The organism is Neorhizobium petrolearium, assembly GCF_017873175.1.
GTDB classification, from domain to species: Bacteria; Pseudomonadota; Alphaproteobacteria; order Rhizobiales; family Rhizobiaceae; genus Neorhizobium; species Neorhizobium petrolearium.
This window is the reverse complement of the sequence record NZ_JAGGJW010000003.1, coordinates 309395-321638: the sequence shown is the minus strand read 5'-3', so window position 1 is coordinate 321638 and position 12244 is coordinate 309395. Positions and strand designations below refer to the sequence as shown.

The 12244-nt window shown below is 60.6% G+C and carries 10 protein-coding genes; 1 reads left to right on the top strand and 9 read right to left on the bottom strand.

The features are described 5' to 3' along the window. Window position 1 precedes the first annotated feature (1 nt). The 3 genes from iolD to J2046_RS07725 form a co-directional block, all read right to left on the bottom strand. On the bottom strand, window positions 2-1825 hold the full coding sequence (iolD, locus tag J2046_RS07735; RefSeq protein WP_210050688.1) for a 3D-(3,5/4)-trihydroxycyclohexane-1,2-dione acylhydrolase (decyclizing): 1824 nt from the start codon (window positions 1823-1825) through the stop codon (window positions 2-4). Then, window positions 1822-3741, bottom strand: a complete 1920-nt coding sequence (locus tag J2046_RS07730) for a bifunctional 5-dehydro-2-deoxygluconokinase/5-dehydro-2-deoxyphosphogluconate aldolase (RefSeq protein ID WP_411828478.1) — start codon at window positions 3739-3741, stop codon at window positions 1822-1824. The genes iolD and J2046_RS07730 overlap by 4 nt, the downstream gene beginning before the upstream one ends. Before the next feature lie 125 nt (window positions 3742-3866). Next, on the bottom strand, window positions 3867-4685 hold the full coding sequence (locus J2046_RS07725) for a MurR/RpiR family transcriptional regulator (RefSeq protein WP_210050687.1): 819 nt from the start codon (window positions 4683-4685) through the stop codon (window positions 3867-3869). A 176-nt stretch (window positions 4686-4861) separates the two neighbouring features. Here J2046_RS07725 and iolG point away from each other — a divergent pair, with 176 nt between their 5' ends. Beyond that, window positions 4862-5851 carry an inositol 2-dehydrogenase gene (gene iolG, locus J2046_RS07720; RefSeq protein WP_210050686.1) on the top strand — a complete coding sequence of 330 codons (990 nt, stop codon included), beginning with the start codon at window positions 4862-4864 and terminating at the stop codon, window positions 5849-5851. A gap of 132 nt (window positions 5852-5983) precedes the next feature. Here iolG and J2046_RS07715 read toward each other — a convergent pair whose 3' ends face one another. The 6 genes from J2046_RS07715 to nadA form a co-directional block, all read right to left on the bottom strand. After that, entirely contained in the window at window positions 5984-7222 is a 1239-nt protein-coding gene (locus J2046_RS07715) for a saccharopine dehydrogenase family protein (RefSeq protein WP_210050683.1), read from the bottom strand. Between the two features lie 31 nt (window positions 7223-7253). Beyond that, on the bottom strand, window positions 7254-8354 hold the full coding sequence (gene nspC / locus J2046_RS07710) for a carboxynorspermidine decarboxylase (protein ID WP_210050682.1): 1101 nt from the start codon (window positions 8352-8354) through the stop codon (window positions 7254-7256). Window positions 8355-8482: 128 nt separating this feature from the next. Next, on the bottom strand, window positions 8483-8716 hold the full coding sequence (locus tag J2046_RS07705; RefSeq protein WP_210050681.1) for a hypothetical protein: 234 nt from the start codon (window positions 8714-8716) through the stop codon (window positions 8483-8485). A 128-nt stretch (window positions 8717-8844) separates the two neighbouring features. Then, window positions 8845-9696, bottom strand: coding sequence for a carboxylating nicotinate-nucleotide diphosphorylase (gene nadC, locus J2046_RS07700; RefSeq protein WP_210050680.1), 852 nt, complete (start codon window positions 9694-9696; stop codon window positions 8845-8847). After that, on the bottom strand, window positions 9696-11237 hold the full coding sequence (locus J2046_RS07695; protein WP_210050679.1) for an L-aspartate oxidase: 1542 nt from the start codon (window positions 11235-11237) through the stop codon (window positions 9696-9698). The genes nadC and J2046_RS07695 overlap by 1 nt, the downstream gene beginning before the upstream one ends. Then, window positions 11234-12205, bottom strand: a complete 972-nt coding sequence (gene nadA / locus J2046_RS07690) for a quinolinate synthase NadA (RefSeq protein WP_210050678.1) — start codon at window positions 12203-12205, stop codon at window positions 11234-11236. Before nadA ends, J2046_RS07695 begins: the two co-directional genes overlap by 4 nt. Window positions 12206-12244 lie beyond the last annotated feature (39 nt).

The window sequence follows — 12244 nt, the reverse complement described above, 5'->3', positions numbered from 1 at the left end:
GCTAGCGTCTTTCCTTCAGCGCCGTTTCGTAGCGGAGGCGGGCCTCGTTGACTTGGCTGCGAGGCGAAACCTCGGGGACTGCGACATCCCACCAGAAGCCACCGACATCCGGTGTGGGATAGGGATCGGTGTCGATAACGATCACGGTCGCCTTTTCGGCATCGCGCGCCATCTCCAGCTCGATCTCCAGCTCCGCAATGGATGCAACCTTGACCGCCCGCGCTCCCATGGAGGCGGCGTGCGCGACGAAATCGATCTGCATTGCGTGGGTCTGGCTGGTGTGTTCGTAGAGATTGTTGAACTCGGCGCTGCCTGTCGCCATCTGCAGCCGGTTGATGCAGCCGTAACCACGATTATCGGTGATAACGACGGTGATCTTGACGCCCATGGCGACGGCGGTCGCGAGCTCCGAGTTCATCATCATGTACGAGCCGTCGCCGACCATGACGATCACGTCGCGGTCCGGTTCGGCCATCTTGATACCAAGCCCTCCGGCAATCTCGTATCCCATGCAGGAAAAGCCGTATTCCATGTGATAGGAGAGGGGCCGCCCGGCCTTCCAGAGCTGATGCAATTCTCCCGGCATAGTGCCGGCGGCGCACATGACGACGGTATTGTCGACCGCCGCACGCTGGATTGCGCCGATCACCTGCATGTCTGTCGGCAGGGTGTTCGCATCTTTTGGTGCGGCGGTGATCGCATCGGAGCCGGCAAGCCAAGCTTGTTTCAGGTTGGCGGGAAACTCGCTGAAGCGATGGTCGCCCAGCGCCTCGCTGAGAAGCGCAAGCCCCGCTTTCGCATCACAGACGAGCGGGATCGCGTCGCGCTTGGTGCTGTCGTAAGGCTGCACGTTCAGTGACAGGATGCGGCGTTCGGGATAGCGGAACAGAGCCCAGGAGCCGGTTGTGAAATCCTGGAAACGCGTGCCGGCGCCAATAATGAGGTCTGCGTCCGCGCAGACGGCATTGGCGCTTGATGCGCCGGTCACGCCCACCGGGCCGAAATTGGCGTCATGATCCCAGGGCAAAGCCGATTTGCCGGCTTGAGTCTCGACCACGGGAACGCGATGGCGCTCGGCAAATGCCTTCAACTCTTCTGTTGCATCCGAGAAGTGCACGCCTCCACCTGCGACGATGACCGGCTTCCTGGCCGCCTTGATGGCATCCACGGCGCGCCGCAACTCGTGCTCGTCGGGGCGGGGCCGCCGCCGATACCAGGTCTTCTTCTCGAAAAAGCTCTCGGGATAGTCGTAGGCCTCGGCCTGGACGTCCTGACAGAAGGCGAGGGTCACGGGACCGCACTCGGCAGGATCGGTCATGATCCGCATGGCTCGCGGCAATGCGGTCAGCAGCTGCTCCGGGCGCGTGATGCGGTCGAAGTAACGACTCACCGGACGGAAGCAGTCATTCACCGTGACGATGCCATCGCCGAAATCCTCGATTTGCTGCAGGACGGGATCGGGACCCCGGTTGGCAAAGACGTCACCCGGAATCAATAGAACCGGGAGACGGTTGACGTGAGCAAGCGCGGCCGCAGTCACCATATTGGTCGCTCCAGGGCCGATAGATGACGTCACCGCCATGGCGCGCCTGCGTCGCAACTGCTTGGAATAGGCGATGGCGGCATGGGCCATCGACTGCTCGTTCTGGCCGCGATAGGTCGTCAATTTGTCCTTGATTCCCGCAAGGGCTTCTCCCATCCCGGCGACATTGCCATGACCGAAAATCGCCCACATCCCGGCGATGAAAGATTCACCCTCCTCGGTCATTTGACTGGCGAGATAACGCACCATCGCTTGCGCGGCCGTGAGCCTTATCGTTTTCATGCCACTTTCTCCTCGCGGCTGTCCTCGCGCGCACGGTCCCAGATCGCGCACAACTCGCGATATCTGGCTGCCATGTCGGCGATAGCCGTTTCGTCTGTGATCTCCCGGGCAAGCCACTTCCGCGCACTATCGCCGAAGATTGTGCGCCCGACTGCGAACCCCTTGACGAGATCAAAACGGGCGGCGGTGCGAAAGCTCTCCTTCAGTTCCTCGATGGGTGCATCCAATCCGAGCACCACGATGCCTCGGGTACAAGGATCGTGTTTGACGATCGCGTCGCAGGCTTTCGACCAGGATGCTGCTGTTTTCATCGGCTCCAGTTTCCACCAGTCCGGATAGACCCCGATCTCGTAGAGACGTTCGATCACCGCGGCGACGGTTCCATCATCCATTGGTCCGACTTTTGAAGGGATTACCTCCAGGAGGAATTCCAGCCGGTTCCTTCGGGTGGCCGCAAACAGACGTGAGACCATCTCCTCCTGCTGCCGCTTCATCTGAGCGTCGTCGTCGGGATGATAGAAACACAACACCTTGGCGACGTTGTTGATAGGCCATTCAGACAGGCCGCCAAGATCCGGCCCGAGCTCCGGCTCCAGAACGAGGGGACGCGAGCCCGGCAACTCCACCGGGCGTCCGATCCAGAGACCGGTTCCAGTCGCCTTGTAGAGCGTCTCGCGCCCCAGACGGCTGTCGCAGAGGATGCCATAGCCGGGGCGTCCTGCCGCGACATCGAGCGTGGCTCTTAGGCAAAGGCTCTTAAAGGCATCGATCTTCGCTGGATCGGCTCCGGCCTCTTTCGCGATCGCTTCGATCTGCATGCGATGATCGAACGCAAAGACCCGCATTTCCGGCCAATCCCCGTTGCGGTTCGTGGACCAGTGGACCTGTTCAAGTGCCTCATCCTTGCGGAGCGCCTTGTTGCGAATGCCGGTGCGGAAGAAATATTGCAGCTCCTCCCAGCTCGGATAGGCGGGAGTGCAGCCGTGCCGCGAAACGGCGAAGGCGCCGCAGGCGTTGGCATATTTCAAGCTGGCCGGCCAGTCTTCTCCGCTCAGCCAGCCTTTGAGGAGGCCGGACATGAAGCCGTCACCAGCTCCAAGCACATTGAAGACTTCGATCGGAAAGCCTTGGCCGGTCTGGCCCTTGTCGAGAGAATCCGGAATCTCGCCGTCAAAGACAACAGCCCCCATCGGACCGCGCTTGCAGACCAGTGTCGCCTTCGAAACCGCTCTGACCGCTCGAAGCGCTTCCAGCGTGTCGGTCGATCCGCCGGCGATATGGAACTCTTCTTCGGTGCCGACGATAAGGTCGAACAAGGAGAGCGTGGACTGTAGCTTTGCAGTAACGTGCCGGGATTCGATGAAGCGGCTTTCGCCCGCGTCATGGCCGGCCAGCCCCCACAGATTCGGCCGGTAATCAATGTCAAGCGCAGTGCGAGCGCCGTTCTCCCGGGCCAGTTTCAGTGCCTTGAAAACGGCAGCCTCCGTGCGAGGGTGTGACAGATGCGTGCCCGTGGCGCAGACACAGCGAGCTTCCGCGATGAAGGCCGGGTCGATATCGTCCTCGCAAATGGCCATATCGGCACAGTTCTCGCGATAGAAGATCAGCGGGAACTGTTCCTGATCGCGAATGCCGAGCAGGACCAGCGCTGTCAGCCGCTCGGGATCGGTTCTGACGCCACGGACGTCGACGCCTTCGCGTTCGAGCTGCTCGCGGATGAAGCGGCCCATATGCTCGTCGCCGACGCGGGTGATGAGCGCCGATTTCAGGCCGAGGCGGGCAGTCCCGGCGGCGATGTTGGTCGGTGATCCGCCGATATACTTGTTGAAGGAGGCCATATCCTCCAGCCGCCCGCCGACCTGTACTCCGTACAAATCGACTGATGATCGGCCGATCGTGATCAGATCGAGTGACACAAGCCGGATCCTCCCTGCAGCTTGGAGCTAACCTCCGGCCCGCTACTGACGGAAGCTGCCAATTTCCATCATTTCTCCTGGATTTGGATTTTAAATTCCATTTTCTTTATTTACAATACAAAAATTCATTTCTCCGGACGTTCGGTCCCGACGGCTACCGCCAACGTGATGGCGAGGCAGAGCGTGGCGGAAAGCGAACGGAAAGCACCGAAATCCACCTCGGATACGGAAAGAATAGTTGCTGGAAACTTGCGCAGCGGGCTGACGATCGTGTCTGTAATGGCAACAACCGGCAAGCCGTGGGCGGAGACTGCCTCGACCATGTCGATCGTGTCTGCCGTGTAGGGAGAAAACGTAATCGCCAGCAGGGCGTCTCCGTCTCGAACTGCATTCCGATTCTCCAGCCGACCGACCGCGCTATGCAACATGGCTGGCACATTCATCTTCTCGAATGCATACGCCATGTAGCTCGCGACCGGGAAAGAGCGGCGCATGCCGATAATGTGAATCATCTGCGCCCTGGCAAGAATTTTCACCGCTTGCTCCAGAGCGTGCGGCTCTATCGTCTTCAGCAGATTTTCAAGTGAGGCCCGTCCTGCTTCGACGAATTCCGCGAGCAAGGCGGAAGGGCTGCCTTCCGCCTTCTCCCGCAGATGGTCCAACCGGGTCGAATAGTCCGGCCACCCCCCGACATAGGAGTCGCGAAATAGCCGCTGCATTTCGGAGAAACCGGAAAAGCCCAGGATCTGACAGAAGCGCATGAAGGCGGAGGGCTGAACGCCTGCGCCTTCGGCCATCTCGGCAACCGTGGACACGGCAATGCGATCCTTGTTGGCGGCAACATAGTCGGCGCATTGCCGCAGCCGTTTGGGAAGGCTTTCGGATACTTCCAGCAACCGCTCCTCGAATGCCTTTATGGTGGTCGGCACGCCGATATCTCCCATGGTCACCCTTCCTGTTTCAGTGCTTGACACAAACGAAATCCCAATCTAGCAAAATAGAACATATATTCCAAATTAGCGCTTGGACAGTCTGACAAGAACATCATCCCGATAATCGAACAAGCAGTCGTGCGATGCCGTGAGGCTTGGGTATTCGCAAAGCCTGCGGAGGAGAAATCATGGTGACGAAACTGGCACTCTTGGGAGCAGGCCGAATCGGCAGGGTGCATGCACGCGCGATCGCGGAGGACAAGCGGGCGAAGCTCGTCTGCGTCGTGGATGCCGTGGCGGATGCGGCGAAATCGATCGCCGACAGCACCGGCTGCGCGGTCAGCACCATCGATGCCGTCGAAGCCGATGGCAATATCGACGCGGTGATCATCTGCACGCCGACCAATACGCATGCCGATCTGATTGAGCGGTTCTCCATGGCCGGCAAGGCGATCTTCTGTGAAAAACCGATCGATCTCGATGTGGCGCGCGCCAGAGCCTGCGCCGAGACCATCAGCAAGACCGGGGCGAAGGTGATGCTTGGCTTCAACCGCCGCTTTGATCCGCATTTCCGGGCCGTCCGCAAGGCGATCGATGACGGCAGGATTGGCAACGTGGAGATGGTGACCATCATCAGCCGCGACCCAAGCCCGCCGCCGGCGGACTATATCAAGGTTTCCGGCGGCATCTTTCGCGACATGACCATCCATGATTTCGACATGGCTCGTTTCCTGCTCGGGGAGGAGATTGCGAGCGTGATGGCGTCCGGGACGGTCCTGGTCGATCCGAAGATCCGCGCGTTGGGTGATTACGATAGTGCGAGCGTCATCATGACCACGGCCAGCGGCCGGCAATGCATGATCTCGAACTCCCGTCGCGCCAGTTACGGCTACGATCAGCGGATCGAGGTGCACGGCTCCCTTGGTTCCATTGCGGCGGAAAACCAGCGGCCCGTTTCCATCGAGCTTGCCACGAAGGACGGTTTTACACGCCCTCCGCTGCATGACTTCTTCATGACCCGCTATACGGCGGCTTATGCTGCGGAAATTTCCGCCTTCATCGACAGCCTTGAGACCGGCTCGGCACCATCGCCTTCCGTCGAGGATGGACTGGCCGCGCTTGCCCTGGCGGATGCAGCCCTTCGGTCAGTCAGGGAGCAAAAGATCATTTCGGTCTAGACATGACTGAATGCCAACCGGAATTGACAGTTTGGAAGGGACCGCCGGCGGCGACCCCTTCGGGCTCGTCAACAAGACGAGGTTTCTGGTCGGCCGGGGCGGAAACTCTGCAGCCTTTCCGGCCGATCCGGTTTAGAAATTTAGCGGCCGCTCGCCGTCCTCATCGCGGATCCAGGTCGGCAGGCCGATCCTGTTCAGGATGCTGAGGAAGGGCTTCGGAGGAAGTTCCTCCACGTTTGCCATCCTCCTCACATCCCATTCGCCTGTGGCGATCAGCATGGCGGCGGCAACCGGCGGGACGCCGGCGGTGTAGGAGATACCCTGCGAGCCCACTTCGTTATAGGCCGCCTTGTGGTCGGCGACGTTATAGATAAATACCGTCCGTTCTTTGCCGTCTTTAATGCCCTTCACGAAATCGCCGATACAGGTCTTGCCTTCGTATTCCGGGGCAAGCGAAGCCGGATCGGGCAGGCAGGCCTTGACCACCTTGAGCGGCACGACTTCCGAGCCGTCGGCAAGCTTGACCGGCTGTTCGGACAGCAGGCCGATGTTCTTCAGCACTGTGAAAACGTTGATGTAGTGATCGCCGAAGCCCATCCAGAAGCGCACGTCGGCGCCATCCATGTTCTTCGCCAGCGAGTGGACCTCGTCATGGCCGCAGAGATAGGCGCGACGCGTGCCGACGACCGGCAGGTCGTAGTCCTTGCCGATCTCGAACATCTTGTTGACCTTCCATTCGCCGCCCTGCCAGGAATAGACGACGCCGGTGAACTCGCGGAAGTTGATTTCCGGGTCGAAATTGGTGGCGAAATACTTGCCGTGGCTGCCGGCATTGATGTCGACGATGTCGACGTCCGTCACCTTGTCGAGATAGTCGTCCTTGGCAAGGCGCGCATAGGCGTTGACGACGCCCGGATCGAAGCCGGCGCCGAGGATGGCGGTAATGCCCTTTTCCTCGCATTCGGCAGCGCGCTTCCACTCGTAGTTACCGTACCACGGCGGAGTTTCGCAGATCTTATTCGGCTCTTCATGGATCGCGGTGTCGATATAGGCGACGCCGGTATCCATGCAGGCGCGCAGCACCGACATGTTGAGGAAGGCGGTGCCGACATTGATGACGATCTGCGAATTGGTCTTTTTGATCAGTTCTTTGGTCGCCTCGATGTCCAGCGCATTCAGTGCATGAGCTTCGAGCACGCCCGGCTGTTTCATCGCGTTCTTCTCGCGAACCGAAGCGATGATCTTGTCGCATTTCGCTTTCGTGCGTGAAGCGATGTGGATGTCCCCGAGGACATCGTTGTTCTGGGCGCATTTGTGGGCCACCACCTGTGCGACGCCGCCGGCGCCGATGATGAGGACATTTTTCTTCATTTTGAGGATATCTCCTTCTATCCGATGTGCCTCAGGAGAGGCTCTGCTCGTAGTCCACGTAGGTGAATTCGCGGACCGTTCGAATGCTGCCATCCAGCTCCCTGATGGCGATCGCCGGCATCTTCACACCATTGAACCAGTTCTTCTTGACCATCGTATAACCGGCCGCATCCTGGAATGAGACGCGGTCGCCGACCTTCAGTTCGTTCGGAAAATCGAATTCGCCGAAGATATCGCCGGCCAGGCAGGATTTGCCGCAAACCATGTATCGATGCGGCCCGGCATTCGGAGCTACTTTCGCGCTTTCGCGGTAGATCAGAAGATCCAGCATATGGGCTTCGATCGAACTATCGACGATGGCGAGATGCTTGCCGTTGTAGATCGTGTCGAGAACGGTGGTCTCCAGGGTGGTGGATCTGGTGATGGAGGCTTCGCCCGGCTCCAGGTAGACTTGCACGCCGTATCTGTCCGAGAAGTCTTTCAGCCGGTCACAGAAAGCATCGAGGGGATAATTCTCGCCTGTAAAGTGGATGCCGCCCCCGAGGCTCACCCATTCCGCTTGTCTCAGAAGCGGACCGAACTTTTCCTCGATCTGGTCGAGCATGCGGTCGAAGAGCGAGAAATCACTGTTCTCGCAGTTGTTGTGAATCATGAAGCCGCTGATGCGGTCCATTACCTTCTCAACCTTTGCAACATCCCATTCGCCAAGGCGGGAGAAGGGGCGGGCAGGATCGGCAAGATCAAAGCTCGACGAGCTCACCTGCGGATTGAGGCGGAGGCCGCAAACGATGCCGGCAGCCTTGTCCGCGAAGCGCTCAAGCTGGCCTATCGAATTGAAGATGATCTTGTCGGCATGGGAAACCACCTCGTCGATCTCGTAATCGGCGTAGGCGACCGAATAGGCATGCGTTTCCTTACCAAAGCGTTCGTGGCCGAGGCGGACTTCGTTAAGGGACGAGGAAGTCGTGCCGTCCATATAGTCGCGCATGAAATCGAAGACCGACCAGGTGGCGAAGCATTTCAGCGCCAGCAATGCCTTGGCGCCCGATCTTTCGCGAACATGGGCGATCTTCTCCATGTTGCGGAGAAGTTTCGCCTTGTCGATCAGGTAATAAGGGGTCGTGAGCTGCATCTTGAAAACTCGTTCGCGTTCGGTGTGTCGGCCTTTTGCCGCGATAATGTAACGTCGGCGTGAAAACGGGCGTCAGGACCGCGGAAGGCGGTTCGGGCGATCGTTTCTGCCGGAGATGACGGAAGGGATCAGGAGGGGATGGTGACGGCGATCCGGGGCTGGACCAGAGCTTTCGCACTCATGCCGCGCTGTCGCATGGCCGTGCGGACCAGCGCAATGGCGCTTCGTCTCGTTCTCGTGAAGACGAGACGAAATACTCCCAGGCGCGCTCCGATGACGGGCGTCTTTAAGAATTCTTCCGTTCGGGGGGCATCAAGTTCGACTGAGCCCATCCCCAATTGGAAGAGGGCGTCGTGAGACATGGCGTCCTCTCCAACCAGCAGATGAAACCTGCAACAAGCTAGGCGGGCCTTATAGCATCGTCCGACAGGAATTCAACTCGCAAGGCCGGCTAACTTGCCTGGTCGTGCTCTCTGCATCGCCAGGGTCTTCAGGAGTGGAAGTCGAGGCCAATATCGAGGGTCGGTGCACTGTGGGTGATCCAGCCGACGGACAAGAGGTCGACGCCCGAAGCAGCGATGGCTGCTGCCGTCTCCGGTGTGATGCCGCCGGAGGCCTCCGTAATCGCCCGGCCTCCGACGATCGTTACGGCCTCGAGGAGCTGTTCTGGCGTCATGTTGTCGAGTAGCACGGCGTCGACGCCGATCTCCATGGCTTCGCTAAGCTGGTCGAGCGTGTCGACTTCCACTTCGATCTTCACCATGTGCCCGACATTCGCTCTGGCCCGCCGGATGGCTTCCGCGACACCGCCGGCGATCGCAACGTGATTGTCCTTGATCAGCACGGCGTCATAAAGCGCAAAGCGGTGGTTCATGCCGCCGCCGGCCCGGACGGCATATTTCTCGAGGGCCCGAAGCCCCGGCGTTGTCTTGCGTGTACAGACCACCGACGCTCTGGTGCCTCTTATCGCATTCACGATACCAGCCGTAACGGTCGCGATGCCCGACAGGTGGCCGAGGAAATTGAGCGCGGTGCGTTCCGCCGTTAGCAGATTGCGGGACGGGCCTTCGATCGTGGCGATGGTATCACCTGGCTCCACGATCGTCCCGTCCTGAACATGCCGGGCCATTGTGATCGCGGGATCGACGAGTTCGAAGGCGAGGGAGGCGGCATCAAGGCCGGCGATCACGCCGGCTTTACGCGCAGCCATGACGACCGTCGAGCGATGCTCGGAGGGGATGACGGCCGCCGAAGTCACATCGCCGGCAAGGCCAAGGTCCTCGACGAGTGCGGCACGCACCAGCGGTTCGACGATCAGCCGGGGAGGAGAAACGAAGGACATCAGGCGCTCCTGGCAAGAGGATGGGAAGCGGTCGTGCGGGCAATCTCGAGCGCCTCGTCGAGGCTCATTTTCCGGCGTTCGGCGTAGGCAAGCTTGAGCGGGAAATCCGTGCGGGCATGCGCGCCGCGCGATTCCCGCCGCATTGACGCAAAGACTGCAATCAACAGTGCGACCATTGCGGGGTCGGAGGCAGGTCCCTCGCTTTCGGCAAGCGGCAGCAGGCTTGCGATTGCGCCGTGAATGGCGCCGGTATTGCGTAGCACTCCAAGATGGCGCGAGACGATCGACCGGACGGCGGAGACATCAGCTGGTGCGGGAAGGGCGATCCCCCGTACCCGCTGCGGCGCAACGGCCGCCATGCCGGCGATATCCTGCGCGGCGCGCATGCCCATGACAGCGGCTTCGAGAAGCGAGTTGCTGGCAAGCCGATTGGCTCCGTGAAGGCCGGTCGATGCGGTCTCCCCAACGGCCCAGAGCCCCTGGAGTTTGCTTCGCGCATTGTCATCCGTTGCAATGCCGCCCATGTGATAGTGCGCCGCCGGCCTGATCGGGATGAGTTCACAAGAGGGATCAACGCCTGCCTCCCGGCACAAGGCGTCGATTTGCGGGAAGCGCCTGGCGAAACGGCTACCGAGTGGCCTCCGCGCATCGAGGAAGACGCGGCCGCCGCGGGCGAGCTCGGCACTGATTGCACGTGCTACGACGTCACGGGGTGCAAGTTCTGCACCGGCTTCGCTTGCAAGGAACCTCTCGCCCCGTTCATTCACCAGCGTTGCGCCTTCGCCACGGACCGCCTCGCTTACCAGCGCCAAGGGGCGTCTCTGAGAATCAAGCGCCGTCGGATGAAACTGCACGAATTCCATGTCCGTAAGCTCGGCACCAGCGCGTGCCGCTAGCATGATGCCCTGGCCAAAATTTCCGACGGGATTGGTGGTGGCATCATAAAGTCCGCCGATGCCGCCGGTCGCCATTACGATATGCGCGGTCGGAAGGATTGCCGCGCCATTGCGCGTTGCACCGAGCAGGCCGCGGAGAATTCCCTCCTCGACCAACAGCCGCCGCACCTCGAAGTCGGTCAACACCGTGATCGACGGCGTCCGCAGGACGGCCTCTACCAGAGCACGGACGATTGCCGCGCCGGAGCCGTCACCTCCGACATGCAGGATCCGGCGGCGGGAATGAGCGGCTTCAAGCCCAAGCGAGAATGCGCCGTTGGTCGTCCTGTCGAAAGTGACGCCAAAGCTTTCCAGCATGGCGATTGCAGCAGGCGCCTGCCGCAGGATCGAAGCTGCCGCAACCGCATCGCACAGCCCGTCACCCGCCGCCAGTGTATCGGTCAGATGCAGGTCGGCGCTGTCGTCCTCGCCGAGGCTTGCGGCGATGCCGCCCTGCGCCCAGGCGCTGGACGTTTCCGCGCCAAGCTCCGCCCGCGTGATGAGCACGACCGGCTGCGGTGCCAGCCTCAAGGATGTCACGAGGCCTGCCAGCCCGCTTCCGACAATCGCAACGCGGCCGGCAAGATGGTTCAGGACCTCGGTCATATCGCCAGCATCCTTTCCACCGCGCGCCGCGCAGCCGTGGCGACCGCCGCATCGACGGTCACCTCGTGGCGATTTTCCTCCAAAGCCTTGCGGATGTTGGAGAGCGTGATGCGTTTCATGTGCGGGCAAAGATTGCAGGGCCGCACGAACTCGACATCAGGATGATGAACCGCGACATTGTCGCTCATCGAACATTCCGTCAGCAGCACGACGCGCGCCGGCTTCTTCTGGCCGACATAATCCGACATGACCGCAGTCGAGCCGGCGAAATCGGCCTCCGCCACGACATCCGGCGGACATTCCGGATGGGCGAGAACCATGAGGCCTGGATGGGCTTCGCGCAGGTCGCGGACGTCCTGGGCATTGAAGAGTTCGTGCACCTCGCAATGCCCGTGCCAGGCTATGATCTCGACATCGGTCTCCCGCGCCACGTTCTGCGCCAGATACTCGTCGGGGATCATCAGCACTTTCGGAGCGCCGAGAGATTCCACCACCTGTTTGGCATTGCCCGAGGTGCAGCAGATATCGGAGGCGGCCTTTACGGCGGCGGACGTGTTGACATAGGTAATGACCGGCACGCCCGGATGCGCTCGTCTGAGCAATGCCACGTCTTCCGGCGTGATGGATTCCGCCAATGAACAGCCTGCGCCCATGTCCGGGATCAGCACCGTCTTTTCCGGGTTCAGCAGCTTGGCCGTCTCGGCCATGAAATGAACGCCTGCGAGCACGATGACGTCGGCATCCACTTCCACGGCCTTGCGGGCAAGCGCCAGGCTGTCGCCGACAATGTCCGCCACGCCATGGAAGATCTCGGGCGTCTGATAATTGTGCGCGAGGATGACCGCATTGCGCCGGCGCTTCAGATCGATGATTGCCTCGACATCCGCCTCATGAGCCATCCATTCGGCCTTGGGCATGACGCGGCTGACGCGGTCGTAGAGAGAGGATACCGAAAGGGGGGAATTCATGAGCAGCTCCTTTTATACTCAAAGTGAGTATTATGGCTG